We start from the raw sequence: 18,783 nt of genomic DNA on the forward strand, positions 1-18,783 counted from the left end.
TTGCCCGCCGGCCTTGCACCGGCCCACGACCCTATGAATGCAGCACCCCTGACCCCCGACGCCGCCACGCGGCCACCGCCCACCTGTGGGCAGTTGTTCACCGGTTTCCTGATGCTTGGCCTGACCGCTTTCGGCGGCGCGTTGCCCCTGGCGCGCCGCATGGTCGTTGAAAAGCACGGCTGGTTGAGCGGCCCCGAATTCACCGACCTGCTGGGGCTGTGCCAGTTTCTGCCCGGCGGCAACATCATCAACCTGTCTGTGGCGCTGGGCATGAAGTTTCGCGGGCCGCGTGGCGCGTTCGCGGCCTTGATGGGACTGATTCTTGCCCCGTCGGCCATCGTCATTCTGCTGGGCATGGTGTACGACCGCTTTCAGAACGATCCGCATATCCAGCACCTGTTCGCCGGCCTGGCTGCCGCGGCGGCGGGGCTGCTGATTTCGATGGCGGTCAAGATCGGCGTACCGGTCATCAAGCGCCGCGACTGGCTGGCGGGCGTGGTGGCAACGCTGTGCTTCGTGGCCGTGGCGGTGCTGCGCATTCCGCTGTTGCCGACCATGGCGGTGCTGACGCCGCTGAGCATTCTGCTGGTCTGGAGGCAACGTCGATGATCCACACATTGATTGCCCTGGCTTTGATCTTTTCGCAGCTGTCGGTGCTGGCGTTCGGCGGCGGCAACACGATCCTGCCCGAGATGCAGCGCCAAGTCGTGGACGTGCACGGCTGGATGACGGCGGCGGACTTTTCGGCGCTGTTCGCGCTGGGGCAGGCCGCGCCGGGGCCCAACCTGATGGTGGTCACGCTGGTGGGCTGGCACGTGGCCGGTTGGTGGGGCATGTTGGTCACCACCATTGCCAAGTTCGGCCCGTCGTCGCTGATCACCATCGTGGCGCTGGGCTTGTGGGAACGCTTCAAGGACCGCCCGTGGCGGGGCGTGATCCAGGCGGGTATTTTTCCGATGACGGTGGGGCTGGTGGCGGCCAGTGCGGCGCTGATCACCGAGGCGTCCGTGCACTCGTGGCTGCTGGCCGCCATCACCACCGTGGTGGCGGTGCTGGGCAGCACCACGCGCATTCACCCGCTGTGGCTGTTGTTCGGCGGCGCGCTGGTGGGTTTGTTGGCGATCGGTTAGCGTAGGCGTTTGCGCAGCGCAGGAGCCCCCATGACGCAACCGAGTGCGGCCAAACCTCAGGTTGAAGACCCAAAGGCCGGTGAAAAAAAGGTCCGGACGGCGGCGCCCGGCGAAGCGGACCGGGGCGATACCGATCGGGACAACGGTGAGCCGGACGACGCAGAGCCGGACGAAGCCAACTCCGACCACGCCAAGCCCGACCACGCCAAGCCGGACGACGGCCACAGCGCCTTAGTTGAGCGGCTGCCTTTTTTTCACGCGCATCGGCGCCTGATGTTGTGCGGCATGCTGTTCCTGGTGGTGGGCGGTGGCGCGTACGCGTGGGGGCGGTCAGCCAGCCTGGCATTGTTGCTGGGCTTTGACGCCGCCGCGCTGGTCTTTTTAGTGCTGACGGCGCGGGTGTTCGGCAAGGCCAGCCCCGCCTCGATGCGCGTGCAGGCCAGGCAGCAGGACGTGGGCCGTTTTGGCGTGCTCTGGAGCAGCGTGGCGTTGTCCTGCATGATCTTGATGGCGCTGTGGGTCGAGCTGCACGGCGAAAGCAGCTCGGGCGGCGCATTGGATGTGCTGGCGGCGGGCGCGACTATCGTGCTGTCGTGGCTCTACATGAATATGATTTTTGCGCTGCACTATGCGCACGGCTATTACGGTCATCGGACCGGTGCGCACAAGGGCCTGGATTTCCCGGGCACGCAGGAACCCGACTACTGGGACTTTGCGTATTTTGCGTTGGTGCTGGGCATGACGTTCCAGGTGTCCGACGTGCAGATCGTCAACCGCCGCGTGCGCCGCATGGCGTTGATGCACAGCGTGATCGCGTTCTTCTTCAACGTGTTCATCATCGCAATCAGCGTGAACGTAGCGGCGGGAAAAGCATAGCGAGAGCGGGGAGGGGCAGCCCCCACGCTGCGCACGCTAGGCGCGCTTGCTGCCCCCCGAGGGGGCGCCTCCCGCCTTGGGGCGGCCCGGCGGCGAGAGGGGGGTGCCCCGCGCCGCAGGCGGCGGGGCCTTCGCAATCAGGCGGCGGCGCCCAATCTCCACAGGGAGGTGACTTCCTTTGAGCGCGCGGCGTAGAGCGGATCGCTGGGGTCTTTGGCGCGGGCGTGCGTGGGGCGGGTGTCCAGGCGCTCGATGACGCGCAGGCCCGCCGTGTCGATCATTTCAAGCAACTGTTCGCGGGTGCGCAGGCCCAGGTGTTCGGCCAGGTCCGACAGGATCAGCCAGCCTTCGCCGTTGGGCGTCAGGTGCGCCGGCAAACCGTTCAAAAAGCCGCGCAGCATGCGGCTGTCGGGGTCGTACACGGCTTGCTCGACCGGCGAGCTGGGGCGCGCGGGCAACCACGGCGGGTTGCAGACCACCAGCGATACCCGGCCTTCGGGGAACAGGTCGGCGTCAACCACGTCGACCTGCTTGTCCAGGCCCAGGCGTTCCAGGTTTTCACGGGCGCACGCCAAAGCGCGCGGATCCTGGTCGGTGGCGATGACGCGCTTGCCGCCTCGGCGAGCAATCACGGCCGCCAGCACGCCGGTGCCCGTGCCGATATCGAACGCCACGCTGCCGCGCGGCATCGGCGTATTGGCCACCAGATCGACATACTCGCCGCGCAGGGGCGAGAACACGCCGTAGTGCGGATGGATGCGGTTGTTCAACGCGGGAATCTCGACGCCTTTCTTGCGCCATTCGAACGCGCCGATCAGGCCCAGCAGTTCGCGCATTGACGCCACATAGGGTTCGTCGGCCGGGCCGTGGGCTTCTTCGCAGGCCTGGCGGGCATCGGGCGCGCGGCGCAGCGAAATGCCGTGGCCGGCGTCAAACGGAATCAGCAGCATGCCCAGGATGCGGGCGCGCTGCGATTGGATCTGGCGATGCTGGTTGAACGCTTCCAGCATGCTGTCGACGGGCTTGCGCGGACGCTTGTCCACGCGTCGCGTCATGGCCAGCAGCAGCTGGCGGGCGTTCTGGAAATCTCCGCGCCACAGCAGGCCCACGCCTTCGCACGCCTGGCGATAGGCCATGTCGGCGGTCAGTTTGTCGTCCACCACCACCACGCGCTTGGGCGGCGTTGCGCCGGTTTCAGAGCGCCAGCGGGCGGAATGGGGGACATCATTTTCAACCCAGTGCAATTCGGGAGCGCTCAACGTGTCGCTCCTGCAAGGACGGGGGAAGGGGTAAGAATCATGGGGACCAATAAAAAGATAGGGCGCGGGCTGCCAATGTAGCAGCTTCGCGCCCCGGGGGCGGGCGCGCGGCACGCCGGCCGCCGCGCGCCACACGCATCAGTGAAAGAGGACCACCGCCTTTTGCAGCGTGATCCAGATTCCCCAGGCCAGCGGGATGCCCACGCAGGCCCAGGCAAACAGCACCAGCACGGCGGGTGTACGGAACGTGGACGCACCCACGCCGTGCGTTTCGGCGGCGGCCGCGCGTTCGTGCGCCAGCGCTTTTTCATGCGCCAGCTCTTCATCCGTCATGAAGTACTTCGGATTGACGGGGCGTATCGCCAGGTTGCACAGAAAACCCAGCACCAGCATGCCCGCCAGGATGTACATCGTGATGTCGTACACCTGCGCGCGCGGCACGCCGATCGACAGCTGATATTCGCGAATGTAGTTCACCAGCACCGGGCCAAAGATACCGGCAGCCGACCACGCCGTCAGCAGGCGGCCGTGAATGGCGCCCACCATCTGCGTGCCGAACAGGTCCGCCAGGTACGCGGGCACCGTGGCAAAGCCGCCGCCGTACATCGACAGGATCACGCAGAACGCGGCCACGAACAGCGCCAGCGCGCCGATGTGGGCCGTCCACGGAATGGCGGCATACAGAACGAAGCCCAGCACGAAAAACACCAGATACGTCATCTTGCGGCCCAGCTTGTCGGACAGGCTGGCCCAGAAGAAGCGGCCGCCGATGTTGAACAGGCTGAGCAGGCCGGTGAAGCCGGCAGCAATGGCGGCGATGGCGGCCAGTTGATCCTTGTCCAGCTGGCCAAAGCCCAGCTCCGGCTTGTTGATCAGCCCGCCACCGAACACCTCCTGCAATAGCGGCGACGCCATGCCCAGAATGCCGATGCCGGCCGTGACGTTCAGGCACAGCACCAGCCACACCAGCCAGAACTGCGGCACGCCCCAGACGCGCTTCACGTGCACGTGGCCCTTGGTGATCATGGCGTTGTTGGCGTGCTTGGCCGGGGCGGTCCACCCTTGCGGCTTCCAGCCCGTGGGCGGTACCCGGTAGCCCAGCGCGCCCGACATCATGAACACGAAATACACCACGGCCATGGTCAAAAAGGTTTGCCACACGCCCGGCGAGGTGGGGGTGGCAAAGTGGCGCATCAGCAGGTCGGCAAGCGGGGCGCCGATCATCGCGCCGCCGCCAAAGCCCATGATGGCCATGCCGGTGGCCATGCCGCGCCGGTCGGGAAACCACTTGATCAACGTGCTGACGGGCGAGATATACCCCAGCCCCAGGCCGATGCCGCCGATAACCCCCGAGCCCAACCACAGCATCCACATTTGATGCAGGTACACGCCGATGGCGGAAATGACCAGGCCGCCGCACCAGCACACCGCCGACACCACGCCGGCCTTGCGCGGGCCGGCGCGTTCCAGCCAGCCGCCCCACAGCGCCGCCGAACATCCCAGCAGCACGAAGAACAGGGTGTACATCCACCCCATGGTTGAAATCTTCCAGTCGCAGCTGGTGGTGAATAGCTCGGCCACCAGGCTCATGTCGGCCGGGCAGGCCAGCGGCTTGGCGCCGCCCACCACTTTGGACAGCGGCAGCCAGAACACCGAAAAGCCATAGGCCATGCCGATGCACAGGTGGATGGCCAAGGCGGCCGGCGGCACCAGCCAGCGCGAGAAACCCGGCCCGGCGATGGTGCGTTCTTTGTCAAAAAAACCCGGCTTAGCGCCGGGCAGGTCCAAGGTGGCGGTGCTTTCCATGTAGTCTCCTCGATGGGTGCGGCTTTATAGCGCTATGTTTTGTTTTGACTGCGGGTAAAGCGGGTGGCGCCCGGCTAGTTCACGCGAGGCGCGGGCGTCAGGCGCTGGCGGTTCTGCGTGACCGCGTCCAGCACCAGCGGATGCAATTGTTCGTCGCCGGCGTCGCCGTCCGGGGTAGCCGCCAGGAAGCCCAGCAGCTCGTTTCGCATGCGCGGTTCCCAGAACTTGTGGATATGGTTGGCCACGCCTTCCAGCGCTTCGTGGCGGTCCGGCATGGCGTCAAAGAACTGGCCGATGCGGTTGGCCATGCGGATCAGGTTGCCGATTTCCATTGCGAGTCAGGGTCCGGTTCAAGTGCGATTCAGAATGCGATTCAGGATGCGATTCAAGGTGCGATTCAAGGTGCGATTCAACCCGCGCTTCAGGCGATGAATCGTTCGGGGTGCGTATACAGCGTGGCGTCGTCGCCGCGTAAAAATCCCACCAGGCTGACGTTGGCGTCTTGCGCCAGGCGGATGGCCAGCGCCGTGGGGGCGGACACCGCCGCCAGCACGGCCACCCCGGCCGCCGCCGTCTTCTGCACCATTTCAAAACTGGCGCGGCTGGATACCAGCACGATGCCATTGCCGCCGTGCATGGCCTGGCGCGCCAACGCGCCGATCAGCTTGTCCAACGCGTTATGGCGCCCCACGTCTTCGCGCAGCAGCGCAACCGCGCCGTCGCCGCCCGCCCAGCCGGCCGCATGCGTCGCACCCGTGATGTCGTGCAGCGCCTGGCGCGTGCGCATGTCCTGCATGGCGGCCAGCACCGCCTTGATGCGCACGGCGGACCCGTTCGTCACGGGCGCCACCGGCCGCAGCACTTCGGGCAGTGTTTCCACGCCGCACAGGCCGCAGCCCGTGCGCCCGGCCATGGCGCGTCGCCGCGTTTTCAAGCGCACTTCGCAGGCGCTGGAAATTTCCACCTGCACCACGATGCCGTCGCATTGCGGCAGCACGTCTATGCCGCGCACATCGCTGACGCTGTCGATGATGCCTTCCGACAGCGAAAAGCCCACGGCAAAGTCTTCCAGGTCTGCCGGCGTGGCCAGCATGGTGGCGTGGCTGATGCCGTTGAACTCCAGCGCCACCGGCGTTTCCTCGGCAACAAAATCCGATTCGGCGGCGGGGGCGATGGCTCCGCCCCGTACGCGCGTGACCTGGGTCGGCGTGCAGTCGGGGCGGGGCGGCGGCGGCGGGGGCGTCTGGGAATTCATGGCATCCGGGGCAGTGGCTGGCAGGCGGTTATTTCCCGGTCAGCGCCGCTTCGTTCTCGCGCGATCGCTCGCGCAGCAGCTTTTGCTGGATGTCGGCAAAGCGCGACCATTGGCGCTGCCATTCCGATGGCTGGGACACGCGCGTCACCTGCACGGCCGTGACCTTGTATTCGGGGCAGTTGGTCGCCCAGTCGGAGCTGTCCGTCGTGACGACGTTGGCGCCTGACTCGGGAAAGTGGAACGTGGTGTATACCACGCCCGGCTGCACCCGATCGGTCAGCGTGGCGCGCAGCACCGTTTCGCCCGCGCGGCTCTGAATGCCGACCCAGTCGCCTTCGGCCACGCCGCGATCCTCGGCGTCTTGCGGATGCAGTTCCAGCACGTCCTCGCCGTGCCACATCACGTTGGGCGTGCGCCGCGTCTGCGCGCCCACGTTGTATTGCGACAGGATGCGGCCCGTGGTCAACAGCAGCGGGAAACGGCGCGTGCTGCGTTCATCGGTGGGCACGTACTTGGTGATCATGAACTTGCCCTTGCCGCGCACGAACGTGTCGATGTGCATGATGGGCGTGCCGTCCGGCGCGTCGTCATTGCACGGCCATTGCAGGCTGCCCAGCTTGTCCAGCTTGTCGTAGCTGACGCCCGCGAACGTAGGCGTCAAGCGCGCGATTTCCTCCATGATTTCGCGCGGGTGCGTGTAGTTCATGGGGTAGCCCAGCGCGTTGGACAAGGCCACCGTCACTTCCCAATCCGACTTGCCGTTCTTGGGTTCCATTACCTTGCGCACGCGCGAGATGCGGCGTTCGGCGTTGGTGAAGGTGCCGTCTTTTTCCAGGAACGACGAGCCCGGCAAGAACACGTGCGCGTACTTGGCGGTCTCGTTCAGGAACAGGTCCTGCACCACGATGCACTCCATGGCCGCCAGCGAGGCCGCCACGTGCTGCGTGTTGGGGTCGGACTGCACGATGTCTTCGCCCTGGCAGTACAGGCCCTTGAACGAGCCGCCCAATGCCGCTTCAAACATATTGGGAATGCGCAGGCCGGGTTCCGGTTGCAGCGTCACGCCCCAGTCGCGTTCGAATTGCGCGCGCACGGTGTTGTCGGAAATGTGGCGATAGCCGGGCAGCTCGTGCGGGAACGAGCCCATGTCGCACGAGCCCTGCACGTTGTTCTGGCCGCGCAAGGGGTTCACCCCCACGCCCTCGCGTCCGATGTTGCCGGTGGCCATGGCCAGGTTGGCGATGGCCATCACGGTGGTGGAGCCCTGGCTGTGTTCGGTCACGCCCAGGCCGTAATAGATGGACCCGTTGCCGCCCGTGGCGAACAGCCGCGCCGCGCCGCGCACGGCCTGCGCCGGCACGCCGGTGATTTCGGCCATGGCTTCGGGCGAGTTCTCGGGCAGCGATACAAAGTCGCGCCATTCATTGAACGCCTTGGTCTCGCAGCGTTCGGCCACGAAGGCGTCGTCGATCAGGCCTTCGGTGGCGATCACGTGGGCCAGTGACGACAGCAGCGCCGTGTTGGTGCCCGGCCGCACCTGCAAGTGATAGTCGGCCTTGATGTGCGGCGAGCTGACCAATTCAATACGGCGCGGATCAATCACGATCAAGCGCGCACCCTGGCGCAGGCGGCGCTTCAGGCGCGAGGCAAACACCGGGTGCCCGCTGCTGGGGTTGGCGCCCATCACGATGACCACGTCGGTATGCATGACCGAATCAAAGGTCTGCGTGCCCGCCGATTCACCCAGCGTCTGCTTCAGGCCGTAGCCGGTGGGCGAATGGCAGACGCGCGCGCAGGTATCCACGTTGTTGGTGCCGAAGGCCGCGCGCACCAGCTTTTGCACCAGCCAGGTTTCTTCGTTGGTGCAGCGCGACGACGTGATGCCGCCCACCGCGTCGCGGCCGTACTGGCCTTGGATGCGGCGAAATTCCGACGCCGCGTAGTTGATGGCCTCGTCCCAGGACACTTCCTTCCAGGAATCGGTGATGTGCTTGCGGATCATGGGCTTGAGCACGCGTTCCTTGTGCGTGGCGTAGCCCCATGCAAAGCGGCCCTTCACACACGAGTGGCCGCGGTTGGCCTGCCCGTCTTTCCAGGGCACCATGCGCACCACTTCCTGGCCCTTCATCTCGGCCTTGAAGCCGCAGCCCACGCCGCAGTACGCGCAGGTGGTGATGACCGAGTGTTCGGCCTGGCCCATCATGATGACGGTCTTTTCCTGCAACGTTGAGGTCGGACAGGCCTGCACGCAGGCGCCACAGGACACGCATTCGCTATCCAGGAACGGCTGGTCCTGCCCGGGCGACACGCGCGATTCGAAACCCTTGCCCGAGATCGTCAACGCAAACGTGCCCTGCGTTTCTTCGCAGGCGCGCACGCAGCGGTTGCAGACGATGCACTTGGATGCGTCGTAGCTGAAGTAGGGATTGGAATCGTCGACCTTGGCGTCCAGGTGGTTGGCGCCGTCATAGCCGTAGCGCACGTTGCGCAGGCCCACCACGCCGGCCATGTCCTGCAATTCGCAATCGCCGTTGGCGGGGCAGGTCAGGCAGTCCAGCGGGTGGTCCGAGATGTACAGCTCCATCACGCCGCGCCGCAGTTCGTGCAGCTTGGGGGTTTCGGTGACCACCACCATGCCGTTTTCCGCCGGCGTGGTGCAAGACGCGGGATAGCCGCGCCGGCCTTCGATCTGCACCAGGCACAGGCGGCACGACCCAAACGGTTCAAGGCTGTCGGTGGCGCACAGCTTGGGGATGTTGATGCCGGCCTGGGCGGCCGCGCGCATCAACGACGTGCCCTCGGGCACGCGGATTTCCTGGCCGTCGATGGTCAGGGTGACGCTGTTGGCGGATTCGCGCGCCGGGGTGCCCAGGTCGCGGTCGCGCTTGATGACGGTCTCTAGCATGGTCGTCTCTCAGGTTCAGGCCGCGTGCGCGGCAGACTGCGAGGACTCGATGCCGAAGTCCTGCGGAAAATGGTTCAGCGCGGACAGCACGGGGTAGGGCGCCATGCCCCCCAGCGCGCACAGTGAACCGCCCATCATCGTGTCGCACAAATCACGCAGCAGATGCACCTGTTGTTCACGCTGCGCGGGGCTGACGCCGCCGGCCGAGATCTTGTCGATGGTTTCGACGCCGCGTGTGGAACCGATGCGGCACGGCGTGCACTTGCCGCAGGATTCAATCGCGCAGAACTCCATGGCGTAGCGGGCCATGCGCGCCATGTCCACGGTGTCGTCAAACGCGACCAGCCCGCCGTGGCCGATCATGGCCGAGATTTGTATGTAGGCTTCGTAGTCCAGCGGCACGTCCCATTGCGATTCGGGCAGATAGGCGCCCAGCGGGCCGCCCACTTGCACGGCGCGCAATGGCCGGCCGCTGGCGCTGCCGCCGCCGAAGGTGTAGAGCAGGTCACGCAGGCTAAGACCGAACGCCTTTTCCACCAGCCCGCCTTGCTTGACGTTGCCGGCCAGTTGGAACGGCAAGGTGCCATGCGAGCGGCCCACGCCGTAATCGCGGTAGTAGGCGGCGCCCTTGGCCAGGATGATGGGCACGGTGGCCAGCGATATCACGTTGTTGATAACGGTGGGCTTGCCGAACAGGCCCGAGATCGCGGGCAGCGGCGGCTTGGCGCGCACCACGCCGCGCTTGCCTTCCAGGCTTTCCAGCAGCGACGTTTCTTCGCCGCAGATGTAGGCGCCCGCTCCCTTGCGCACTTCCAGGTCGAAGCGGCGTCCGCTGCCGTGCACGTCGGCGCCCAGCCAGCCGACGCTGCGCGCGCGGACGATAGCGGCTTCCAGGGTCTCGATGGCATGCGGGTATTCCGACCGCACATAGATGTAGCCGTAGGTCGCGCCCACGGCCAGCCCGGCAATCGTCATGCCTTCGATCAGTACGTAAGGGTCGCCTTCCATCAGCAGGCGGTCGGCAAAGGTGCCCGAGTCCCCTTCGTCGGCATTGCACACGATGTACTTCTGGTCGCCGGGCGTGCCCGCCACCGTTTTCCATTTGATGCCGGTCGGAAACGCCGCGCCGCCGCGTCCGCGCAGGCCGGACGTGACCATCTCGTCGATGATGGCCGCCGGGTCCATCGCCAGCGCCCGCTTCAGGCCCGCCAGGCCGCCGTGCGCGGCGTATTCCTGCAAGGACAGCGGATCGATCACGCCGACGCGGGCGAAGGTCAGGCGTTCTTGCTGTTTCAGGTAGGGGATGTCTTCGGTCAGGCCCAGGCACAGCGGGTGTACCGGGGCGGCGCCCGCGGCGTTGTCGTGGTGCGTCAGCCAGCCGGCATCGAACAAGCCGGCCACGTCTTCGACCGCCACGGGGCCGTAGGCGACGCGGCCCTTGGGCGTGACAACTTCCACCAGCGGTTCCAGCCACAACAAGCCGCGCGATCCATTGCGTACCACCTGCACGGCCAGTCCGCGTGCGTCCGCGATGCGTTCAACCTCGCGCGCCACGGCGTCCGCGTCCATGGCCAGCGCGGCCGCGTCGCGCGGCACGTAGATGGCGACGGGGGCGCTCATGGTGTGGTCTCCTGCGGGTGGGGCAACGTGTGGGCCAGCGTGTGGGCCAACAAGCGGTCCAGCTTCTGGGGCGTGACGCGGGCATGCGGCTGGCCGTCGATCATGACGGCGGGCGACTGCGCGCACAGCCCCAGGCAGTAGACGGGTTCCAGCGTGAAATTGCCGTCGGCGGTGTGGGCGTGGAAATCGCAGCCAAGCTGGGCGCGGGCATGGGCGGCCAGCTGTTCGCCGCCCATCGCCTGACAGGATTCGGCGCGGCACACTTCCAGCGTGTGGCGCGCGGCCGGCCGGCTGCGAAAGTGCGGGTAGAAAGTGATGACGCCGTGGACTTCGGCGCGGGACAGGTTCAGGGCCTCGGCGATGGTCTGCACCGCCTCGGCCGGGATACAGCCCAGTTCGTGCTGCACCTGATGCAGCACCGGCAACAAGGGGCCGGGCAGATCTTTCAACCGCGCAACGATGCGGGCGGTGGTGGCAATGGCGGGGGTGGTGGACGCCTGGGCGGCGTCCAGGGCCAGTTGGCCGCCCCGGGCGCCGCCGCTGGACGCCAAGTCGGATTTTGCCTCGCGCTGATGCACGGTGGTCTCCTCCAGTGTTGCTGGGCCCCGTACAGGGGTCTGTTGTGTCGGTCGGATGTCCGGGTATTTCCCCGGCAATTAATATGTTTTAAAAAACATAATAAAAAGCGGTCCGCCGCGTTATTTGTGTACTCTAACCACGTACTTGAACGCCTTCAATAAGAAATAAATGACATATAAGTTTCGAATCGGGCTGCGGCCGCAATGGACCTTGGGCGGCGGCGACGAGACCGCGCCCTTGCCCTTGCAGGACATGCTGGCGCTGTTGGCCGCCATCGACGCCACGGGCAACATCACCGGCGCGTGCCGCGCATGCGGACTGTCTTACCGCCATGCCTGGGGCGTGCTGCGGCGCTTTGAAACGCTATTTGGCACGCAGCTGCTGGTGACGAACCGGCGCCAGGGCACGCAGTTGGCCCCGTTCGCGCAGCGCCTGCTGTGGGCCAACCGCCGCATCGAGGCGCGGCTGATGCCCACACTGGACAGCATGGCATCGGAATTGCAGGAAGAACTGGAACGGCTGCTGCCTGAAAGTGGCCCGCACCTGCGGCTGCACGCCAGCCACGGCTTTGCGGTGGAATCGCTGATGCAGCACATGGGCGGCAGAAAGCCGGGGCTGGAACTGCGCTATCGCACCGCCATCGAGGCGCTGGCTTCGCTAGAGCGCCACGAGTGCGATCTGGCCGGTTTCCAGGTGCCGCTGGGCGACTTCGAAGCGCCCATCATGGAACGTTACGCGCAGTGGCTGCACGCGGATGAATACCTGCTGATCCATCTGGCGGTGCGCAATACCGGTTTGTTCGTCACGGCCGGCAACCCCAAGCAGATACGCGGCATGGCGGACCTGGCGCGCCAGGATGTGCGCTTCGTCAACCGCCAGATCGGATCCAGCACGCGTTACCTGGTCAGCCTGATGCTTCAACGGGCGGGGGTTTCAATCGGCGAAGTCCAAGGCTACGAAACGAACGAATTCACCCACATGGCCATTGCCGCGCATATCGCCAGCGGCATGGCGGACACGGGCGTGGGCGTGGAAACAGCCGCCTGCCGCTTCGGGCTGGACTTCATCCCGCTGGTGCGCGAACGCTATTTCTTTGCCATCCGAAAATCGTCATTGGAAACGCCCGCGATGCAAGACCTGCTGTCCATCATGCGCAGCGCTGATTATGTCGGCTACGTGGGTCAGCTGGTGGGTTACGACGCCAAGGACACCGGCCGCCTGCAAACCCTGGAAGAGGCCTTCGCCTAGGGCCGCCGCCCGGGACGCCGCTTGCCGATATATGATCGCCCCATGAGCAAAGTGATTTTCCTTGCCGACCGCCGGTCAGACCGTTCGGCCTGGCCCGCGCCCGGCGACCTTCCGGCCGACGGCCAGCCCGCGCTGGACCGGCGCGCGCGTCCGCTGCGCGACCTGCGCATTTCCGTGACGGACCGCTGCAACTTCCGCTGCACCTACTGCATGCCCCGCGAAGTGTTCGACGCCAGCTATACCTTCATGCCGCATTCCGCGCTGTTGTCGTTTGAAGAAATCAGCCGGCTGGCAGGTATCTTCACGCAGCTTGGCGTGGAAAAAATCCGGTTGACGGGCGGCGAACCGCTGCTGCGCAAACATATCGAAAACCTGGTCGGCCAATTGGCGGCGCTGCGCACGCCGGCGGGGCAGCCGCTGGACCTGACGCTGACGACTAATGGCAGCGTGCTGGCGCGCAAGGCCGCCGCGCTGAAAGCCGCCGGGCTGACGCGCGTCACCGTCAGCCTGGACGCGCTGGACGCGTCGATGTTCCAGGACATGAGCGACAGCGGCTTCACGCCCGACGACGTGCTGCGCGGCATCGAAGCCGCCGCGGACGCGGGCTTGGCGCCGGTCAAGGTCAACATGGTGGTGCGGCGTGGCCTGAACGACGGCCAGATCCTGCCCATGGCCGAACGCTTCCGGCACAGCGGGCACATCCTGCGCTTTATCGAATACATGGACGTGGGCAACACCAACGGCTGGAACCTGTCTGAAGTGGTGCCCAGCCAGGAAGTGCTGGACCGCATCGGCGCGGCCTACCCGCTGGAACCGGTGCAGTCCGCCGACATGGGGCGTGTGGCCGAGCGCTGGCGCTACCTGGACGGCGGTGGCGAGATCGGCGTGATTTCCAGCGTGACGCACGCCTTCTGCGGCGGCTGTACGCGCGCGCGCCTGTCGCCGGAGGGCAAGCTGTTTCTGTGCCTGTTCGCGCACGAAGGCTTTGACCTGCGCGCGCCGCTGCGCGATGGCGCCACCGACGCCGAACTGGCCGCAATGCTGGCCGGCATCTGGGGCGGGCGCGCCGACAATTATTCCGAACTGCGCGGCCGCAACATGGCGGACCCGACGCCGGACCCGGGCCGCAAGGTTGAAATGAGCTACATCGGTGGGTGACGCCCGGTTGCCGGTTTGCCGCATCGCCGGCTTGATCCTGGCGGGCGGGCAGGGGTCGCGCATGGCCCATCAGGACAAGGGGCTGGTGCTGTTGAACGGCGAGCCCCTGGTGGCGCACGTAGCGCGCCGGCTGGCGCCGCAGGTGGCGCGGCTGATCATCAGCGCCAACCGCCATGCCGACCGCTATGCGCGCTACGGCGCGGTGGTGGCTGATAACGAACCGGGCTTGGAAAAATACCAGGGTCCGCTGCTGGGCATCGCGGCGGGGTTGGCCGCTGTGGCCGAGGTGGCCGCAGTGGGGGATTTGGAGTGGGTGGTGGTGGCGCCGTGCGACACACCGTTTCTTCCCGGCGATCTGGCCGCGCGCCTGGTCGACGCCGCGCAAGCCGCGCAGGCGCCCATGGCCTATGCCATGGCAGGCGAACAGCGCCATTCGGCCTGCATGGCGCTGCGTCCATCGCTACTGCCGGGCTTGCGCGCCTATCTGCACGCCGGCGATCGAAAAGTCGGCCTGTGGCAGGCGCGCGTGGGCGCCGTGGCGGCGCGCTTTGACGACGTGCCGCATGCCTTCATGAATGTGAACACGCCCGAAGAGTTGGCCGAGGCCGAGCGCTACGCCAGCCCGTGCCGGTGATCGGGCCAACGCCCAGCGCTAGGCCAGCCAGTGCCGCAAGTCGTAATACGGCACGCGGTCGCCATCGTTGATCAGCACGTCGGCGGGCAGCCGCGCCAGGCCGGTGGCCCAAGGCATGGAACTGATCACGCCCGAGCCTTGGTGGCCGTAAGGCACCAATTCCGCGGTGCCTTCGTTGGCGACACGCCTCTGCACCCGCAGGAATTCCTCGCGCCCATCCTTGCGCGGATTCTCGGTGCGCAGCGGCAGCAGGCTGACGGGCGGGAAGATTTCTTCGCGGCCCTGCATGCGTCGCACCAGCGGCGACACCAGCATGGCAAACACGGCGTAGGCCGACACGGGGTTGCCCGGCAGGCTCACGACAGGCTTGCCGTTGACCTGTGCCAAGGCCACCGGCTTGCCCGGCTTCATGCGCACTTTCCATAGCGACAATTCGCCGCCCAGGGTGGCCAGCGCGGGCTTGACCAGGTCGCGTTCGCCCACCGACACCCCGCCCACGCTCAACACCAGGTCGCAGTCGGCCAGCAGCGTCTTGAAGGCGGCCAGCAGATTTTCTTCGGTGTCGCGCGCGTGCAGCACGTGCACGGGCACGGCGCCCAGGCCGCGCGCCAACGCGGCCAGCATCGGGCCGTTGGAGTTGTAGATCTGTTCGGGGGCGCGGGGCGAGCCGGGCGGCACGAGTTCGTCGCCCGTGGTCAGGATGCCTACGCGCAGCAGGCCCACCACGGGCACGGTGGCAAGCCCTTGCGAGGCCAGCAAGGCCACGTGCGCGGCTTGCAGCATGGCGCCGGCCGCAAGCAAGGGTGCGCCGGCCATCGTGTCTTCGCCCCGGCGGCGGATGTGCTGGCCGGGCGCGGGTTCACGCGAGATTTCCACGTGGTTGTCGGCTTCAACCGTGTCTTCCTGCATGACGACGGTATCGGCGCCGTCGGGAATCAGGCTGCCGGTGAAGAGGCGGATGGCGTGGCCGGGCTTGAGCGGCTCGGGCACGTCGCCGGCATAGCAGCGTTGCTGGATCGGCAGGCGGGCGCCGGCGTGCCAATCGGCCACGCGCAGCGCGTAGCCGTCCATGGCGCTGTTGTCGGCCGGGGGGATGTCCACCGTGGCTTGCAGGTCGGTGGCCAGCACGCGCCCGGCGGCTTCGGTCAGGCTGATATCTTCGCGGCGTTGCAGCGGCCCGGCGGCATTGGCCAGCAGGGTCTGGGCGTGATCAAAATCCAGCATGGGTCAGTGGTCTTCTTTCTGAGGCTTGAAGTGCGTAGCGAAATTGCACGGGCGATGGGCGCTGTCGAACTGTTCACGCAATATCTGCGCCCAGGCCGTTTCGCAGGCGTTGTTGGATCCGGGCAGGCAGAAGATCAGCGTCTGGTTGGCGGACCCCGCGAAGGCGCGCGACTGGATCGTCGAACTGCCGATCTCGGTGTACGAGATTTGCCGGAACAGTTCGCCAAAGCCGGGAATCTCGCGGTCCAGCAGCGGCAGGATGGCGGCCGGCGTGTGATCGCGATGTGAAAAGCCGGTGCCGCCAGAGGTCAGGATGACCTGTACTTCCGGGTCGGCAATCCAGTCGCTGATGACGCGGCGGATCTGGTAGATGTCGTCGCGGACGATATCGCGGCGCACGCATTGGTGGCCCGCATGCGCCAGGTTGTGGGCAAGCAGATTGCCCGAAGTGTCGTCGCCCGCGCTGCGGGTGTCGCTGACCGTCAGCACGGCGCAGGCCAGCGAGACGGGAATTTCTTCGCTCATTTGCTTTCCTTCGGTGGGGCGGTGTCTTCATCCCAGGCGTCTGTGCGGTCCTGGTCGGCCTGGCGTTGTTCTACCCAGAAGCTGCTGCCGCCGGCCAGCGTCTCGCGCTTCCAGAACGGCGCGCGCGTCTTGAGCGCGTCGATGATGTATTCACAGCCGCGAAACGCGTCGCCCCGGTGGGCGCTGGCGGCCGCCACAAACACGATCTGCGCATTGCGCGACAGCGCGCCCACACGGTGCACGATGACGGTGCCATCCAGTTTCCAGCGCTGGCGCGCGGTGTCGGCAATGGCTTCAAGCTCGCGCTCGCACATGCCCGGGTAGTGTTCCAGGTAGAGCGTGTCGGTGGGCGAGTCGGGCGCGTAGTCGCGCACATAGCCCACGAACGTGACAATGCCGCCCACACCGGACCCGGCGTTCTCGCGTAGCGCCGCCGTCAGCGCGGCGGCGTCAAAATCGGCTTCCTGGACGCTGATCATGGCGCTCTCAGCCTCCGGTGACGGGTTCGAACACGGCCACTTCGTCGCCCGCCCGTATCGTTGCCGTGGGTTTGGAATGGGTTTGATTGATGGCCAGTTTCAGGCGCGCGGCGGGCGCCAGCTGCGGGTAGCGTTCCCCCAGCGCGGCCAGCAGTTGCGCGCCGGTGGACTCGCCGTCCAGCGGCCAGTCTTCCCCGCGCTTGCCGACCAATTCCGCCACGCGGGCGAAGTACAGAAGATTAATCGTTGCGCCATTCACCGCTTTTTCCTCCGGCCTTGTACTTAAGGCGAACTTGTTCAACCACGATGCCCTTGTCGGCGGCCTTGCACATGTCGTAGATGGTCAGCGCGGCCACGCTGCACGCCATCATGGCTTCCATTTCCACGCCGGTCTTGTAGCTGGTGCGGCAGGTGGCCTGGATGTCGATGCGGTGCGCGGCGTCGTCCAGCGAGAAGTCCACGCCCACGAAGGCCAGCGGCAGGCTGTGGCAAAGCGGGATCAGTTCCGCGCAGCGCTTGGCGGCCAGCACGGCGGCCACGCGGGCGGTGTTAAGCACTTCGCCCTTGCCCTTGCCGGGCTGCGTCAACAGGCCATAGGCCACGGCATTCATGCGCACGCTGGCCACGGCAATGGCCACGCGTTCGGTGTCCGTCTTGGCGATCACGTCGACCATGCGGACCTGGCCGGCTTCGTCCAGGTGGCTAAGGGTGGGGGTGGCAGATGACATTGGGAATCGGGATCGAGAATTGTTAATGTTTGAAAAGTGCGGTCCCGGCAGGCCGGGCAGGCCGCTGTTCCGCCTATGATAGACGAGCCCTAATCGGGGCGCGATAATCGCCATCAACTCGTCTCAGGAGACTCGCGATGCCCTTGCGGCGCCCCCAGCTTCGGTTCACCCGGCGCGCCGGCAAAATCCTGTTGGGCATTGTGGCGGTTGTGCTGATTCTTTGCGGCATAGCCGCCTGGCAAGTACCGAAGGTGCTGCACAACGTACTGACCGGTGACGTTGCCAAGATGATCGGCCGCGACGTTTCCGTCGGCAAGATCACTTTCAACCCGTTCACACTGACCGTCCGCGCACGCGACCTTGCCGTGGCGCAACCGGGTTCACAGACACCGCTTCTGGCGCTGACCGAACTGGATGTCAGCGCCGCCTGGAGCTCCTTGTTCTGGTTTGCGCCCGTCGTGGATCGGCTGACGCTGCGCCAGCCTACCATCGCGATCGTGCGCGAAGACGTCACGCGATTCAATTTCTCTGACATACAGCAACGCGTCGCGCAATTAACCGCCGCCCAGCCCGAAGAACCGCCCAAGCCCGATACCGGTCTGCCCCGGTTTTCGCTGAACAACATGGTGATCGAGGGCGGCGCCATCACGCTGGACGACAAGGTCACCGGGCGCAAGCAGGTGGTGGACGAGCTGGGCCTGGGCGTGCCGTTCATTTCCAACTTTGGCTATGCCACGGATATCGACGTGCAGCCGCGCCTGCACCTGCGCATCAACGGCAGCCCGTTTGACCTGAACGGGGTGGCCCGGCCGTTCGACAAGGTGCCGTCGTCCACGTTGCGGGTGGCGTTCAATGGCTTGCAACTGGAAAAGTGGGCCGACGTGTGGCCCATGCCGCTGCCCTTCAAGCTGGACAGCGCGCTGCTGGACTCGAACCTGCAAGTGGTGTTTGAACAGCCCAAGGACGCGCCGCCCAAGATACGCGTGGTGGGCGATCTGGGGCTGCGCCGTTTTGATTTGCGCGATACCAATGGCGATACGCTGGCCGCCTGGAGCGCGCTGACCGTCACGCGCCTGGAACTGGAACCCATTGCGCGCCAGGTGCATGTGGGCGAGGTCGGCCTGTGGGCGCCGCAGGTGCATGTGCGGCGCTACGCCAATGAACACCTGAACTGGCAGGACGTGGTGGTCAAGCTGAAGGCGCTGGGCGGTGTGTCGGCTACCGACACTCCGGTAGCCGACAAGCTCAAGCGCGACATGGGGCTGAAAGTGCAGCCGAAGGCGCAGGAGGGTGCTGCGCCCGATACCGGGACCGCGCCTGCGACGGGCACCGCGCCTGCGACCGGGACCGCGCCCGC

Annotated in this window: 19 protein-coding genes; 7 read left to right on the plus strand and 12 right to left on the minus strand. The window is 66.2% G+C overall.

The window, feature by feature from the left end; all coding sequences use genetic code 11:
- Nucleotides 1-33: 33 nt before the first annotated feature.
- The 3 genes from ACNPP0_RS15335 to ACNPP0_RS15345 are packed head-to-tail and all read left to right on the plus strand — an operon-like array spanning nt 34 to nt 2,006.
- The gene (locus tag ACNPP0_RS15335) at nt 34-609 is read left to right on the plus strand and encodes a chromate transporter (RefSeq protein ID WP_219990934.1); all 576 of its coding nucleotides are present in this window, start codon (nt 34-36) and stop codon (nt 607-609) included.
- Nucleotides 606-1,130, plus strand: a complete 525-nt coding sequence (locus tag ACNPP0_RS15340; protein WP_046805214.1) for a chromate transporter — start codon at nt 606-608, stop codon at nt 1,128-1,130. Before ACNPP0_RS15335 ends, ACNPP0_RS15340 begins: the two co-directional genes overlap by 4 nt.
- Nucleotides 1,131-1,160: 30 nt before the next feature.
- On the plus strand, nt 1,161-2,006 hold the full coding sequence (locus ACNPP0_RS15345) for a DUF1345 domain-containing protein (protein WP_448706360.1): 846 nt from the start codon (nt 1,161-1,163) through the stop codon (nt 2,004-2,006).
- A 137-nt stretch (nt 2,007-2,143) separates the two neighbouring features.
- On the opposite strand, the gene ACNPP0_RS15350 is transcribed toward ACNPP0_RS15345, so the two are convergent.
- From ACNPP0_RS15350 to ACNPP0_RS15380, 7 genes are all read right to left on the minus strand, one after another.
- A complete protein-coding gene (locus ACNPP0_RS15350; protein ID WP_332611403.1) occupies nt 2,144-3,265 on the minus strand; it encodes a methyltransferase in 1,122 nt (373 codons plus the stop codon).
- Between the two features lie 138 nt (nt 3,266-3,403).
- Nucleotides 3,404-5,071, minus strand: coding sequence for an OFA family MFS transporter (locus ACNPP0_RS15355; protein WP_448706361.1), 1,668 nt, complete (start codon nt 5,069-5,071; stop codon nt 3,404-3,406).
- Nucleotides 5,072-5,145: 74 nt separating this feature from the next.
- Entirely contained in the window at nt 5,146-5,403 is a 258-nt protein-coding gene (locus tag ACNPP0_RS15360; protein WP_046805217.1) for a formate dehydrogenase subunit delta, read from the minus strand.
- Nucleotides 5,404-5,492: 89 nt separating this feature from the next.
- A complete protein-coding gene (gene fdhD / locus ACNPP0_RS15365; protein ID WP_448706362.1) occupies nt 5,493-6,326 on the minus strand; it encodes a formate dehydrogenase accessory sulfurtransferase FdhD in 834 nt (277 codons plus the stop codon).
- 28 nt (nt 6,327-6,354) lie between these two features.
- Complete coding sequence (gene fdhF / locus ACNPP0_RS15370; RefSeq protein WP_448706363.1) at nt 6,355-9,231, minus strand: formate dehydrogenase subunit alpha; 2,877 nt, start codon at nt 9,229-9,231, stop codon at nt 6,355-6,357.
- A 15-nt stretch (nt 9,232-9,246) separates the two neighbouring features.
- Entirely contained in the window at nt 9,247-10,851 is a 1,605-nt protein-coding gene (locus ACNPP0_RS15375; RefSeq protein ID WP_448706364.1) for a formate dehydrogenase beta subunit, read from the minus strand.
- A complete protein-coding gene (locus ACNPP0_RS15380) occupies nt 10,848-11,429 on the minus strand; it encodes a formate dehydrogenase subunit gamma (RefSeq protein WP_332611410.1) in 582 nt (193 codons plus the stop codon). The genes ACNPP0_RS15375 and ACNPP0_RS15380 overlap by 4 nt, the downstream gene beginning before the upstream one ends.
- 169 nt (nt 11,430-11,598) lie before the next feature.
- On the opposite strand from ACNPP0_RS15380, the gene ACNPP0_RS15385 reads away from it, so the two are divergent.
- Genes ACNPP0_RS15385 through mobA form a run of 3 tightly spaced genes read left to right on the plus strand, consistent with a single transcriptional unit; the run spans nt 11,599 to nt 14,470 of the window.
- The gene (locus ACNPP0_RS15385) at nt 11,599-12,678 is read left to right on the plus strand and encodes a substrate-binding domain-containing protein (RefSeq protein ID WP_448706365.1); all 1,080 of its coding nucleotides are present in this window, start codon (nt 11,599-11,601) and stop codon (nt 12,676-12,678) included.
- Between the two features lie 42 nt (nt 12,679-12,720).
- Nucleotides 12,721-13,836 carry a GTP 3',8-cyclase MoaA gene (moaA, locus tag ACNPP0_RS15390; RefSeq protein ID WP_332611413.1) on the plus strand — a complete coding sequence of 372 codons (1,116 nt, stop codon included), beginning with the start codon at nt 12,721-12,723 and terminating at the stop codon, nt 13,834-13,836.
- Nucleotides 13,829-14,470, plus strand: coding sequence for a molybdenum cofactor guanylyltransferase MobA (mobA, locus tag ACNPP0_RS15395; protein WP_332611414.1), 642 nt, complete (start codon nt 13,829-13,831; stop codon nt 14,468-14,470). Before moaA ends, mobA begins: the two co-directional genes overlap by 8 nt.
- An 18-nt stretch (nt 14,471-14,488) precedes the next feature.
- Here the strand turns inward: mobA and ACNPP0_RS15400 are convergent, their stop codons facing one another.
- From ACNPP0_RS15400 to moaC, 5 genes are read right to left on the minus strand one after another with little or no spacing between them, the layout of a single operon-like run.
- Nucleotides 14,489-15,694 (minus strand): molybdopterin molybdotransferase MoeA, encoded by a 1,206-nt coding sequence (locus ACNPP0_RS15400; protein ID WP_448706366.1) that lies wholly within the window; start codon nt 15,692-15,694, stop codon nt 14,489-14,491.
- Nucleotides 15,695-15,697: 3 nt separating this feature from the next.
- Nucleotides 15,698-16,219, minus strand: a complete 522-nt coding sequence (moaB, locus tag ACNPP0_RS15405; protein ID WP_332611417.1) for a molybdenum cofactor biosynthesis protein B — start codon at nt 16,217-16,219, stop codon at nt 15,698-15,700.
- Nucleotides 16,216-16,698 carry a molybdenum cofactor biosynthesis protein MoaE gene (locus ACNPP0_RS15410; RefSeq protein ID WP_332611419.1) on the minus strand — a complete coding sequence of 161 codons (483 nt, stop codon included), beginning with the start codon at nt 16,696-16,698 and terminating at the stop codon, nt 16,216-16,218. The genes moaB and ACNPP0_RS15410 overlap by 4 nt, the downstream gene beginning before the upstream one ends.
- Before the next feature lie 7 nt (nt 16,699-16,705).
- A complete protein-coding gene (locus tag ACNPP0_RS15415) occupies nt 16,706-16,957 on the minus strand; it encodes a MoaD/ThiS family protein (protein WP_332611421.1) in 252 nt (83 codons plus the stop codon).
- Entirely contained in the window at nt 16,938-17,426 is a 489-nt protein-coding gene (gene moaC / locus ACNPP0_RS15420) for a cyclic pyranopterin monophosphate synthase MoaC (protein ID WP_046805227.1), read from the minus strand. The genes ACNPP0_RS15415 and moaC overlap by 20 nt, the downstream gene beginning before the upstream one ends.
- A gap of 137 nt (nt 17,427-17,563) precedes the next feature.
- Between moaC and ACNPP0_RS15425 the strand changes: the two genes are divergently transcribed.
- A partial coding sequence (locus ACNPP0_RS15425; RefSeq protein ID WP_448706367.1) for a DUF748 domain-containing protein occupies nt 17,564-18,783 on the plus strand: 1,220 nt, incomplete at its 3' end.

The sequence above is a fragment of the Achromobacter semiaridum genome (genome assembly GCF_053543755.1).

Bases quoted from the DNA above. Each gene is read 5' to 3' on its own strand.
- ACNPP0_RS15335 (WP_219990934.1), top strand. From the start codon at position 34: ATGAATGCAGCACCCCTGACCCCCGACGCCGCCACGCGGCCACCGCCC.
- ACNPP0_RS15340 (WP_046805214.1), top strand. From the start codon at position 606: ATGATCCACACATTGATTGCCCTGGCTTTGATCTTTTCGCAGCTGTCG.
- ACNPP0_RS15345 (WP_448706360.1), top strand. From the start codon at position 1,161: ATGACGCAACCGAGTGCGGCCAAACCTCAGGTTGAAGACCCAAAGGCC.
- ACNPP0_RS15355 (WP_448706361.1), bottom strand. From the start codon at position 5,071: ATGGAAAGCACCGCCACCTTGGACCTGCCCGGCGCTAAGCCGGGTTTT.
- ACNPP0_RS15360 (WP_046805217.1), bottom strand. From the start codon at position 5,403: ATGGAAATCGGCAACCTGATCCGCATGGCCAACCGCATCGGCCAGTTC.
- fdhD (WP_448706362.1), bottom strand. From the start codon at position 6,326: ATGAATTCCCAGACGCCCCCGCCGCCGCCGCCCCGCCCCGACTGCACG.
- fdhF (WP_448706363.1), bottom strand. From the start codon at position 9,231: ATGCTAGAGACCGTCATCAAGCGCGACCGCGACCTGGGCACCCCGGCG.
- ACNPP0_RS15375 (WP_448706364.1), bottom strand. From the start codon at position 10,851: ATGAGCGCCCCCGTCGCCATCTACGTGCCGCGCGACGCGGCCGCGCTG.
- ACNPP0_RS15385 (WP_448706365.1), top strand. From the start codon at position 11,599: ATGACATATAAGTTTCGAATCGGGCTGCGGCCGCAATGGACCTTGGGC.
- moaA (WP_332611413.1), top strand. From the start codon at position 12,721: ATGAGCAAAGTGATTTTCCTTGCCGACCGCCGGTCAGACCGTTCGGCC.
- ACNPP0_RS15400 (WP_448706366.1), bottom strand. From the start codon at position 15,694: ATGCTGGATTTTGATCACGCCCAGACCCTGCTGGCCAATGCCGCCGGG.
- moaB (WP_332611417.1), bottom strand. From the start codon at position 16,219: ATGAGCGAAGAAATTCCCGTCTCGCTGGCCTGCGCCGTGCTGACGGTC.
- ACNPP0_RS15410 (WP_332611419.1), bottom strand. From the start codon at position 16,698: ATGATCAGCGTCCAGGAAGCCGATTTTGACGCCGCCGCGCTGACGGCG.
- moaC (WP_046805227.1), bottom strand. From the start codon at position 17,426: ATGTCATCTGCCACCCCCACCCTTAGCCACCTGGACGAAGCCGGCCAG.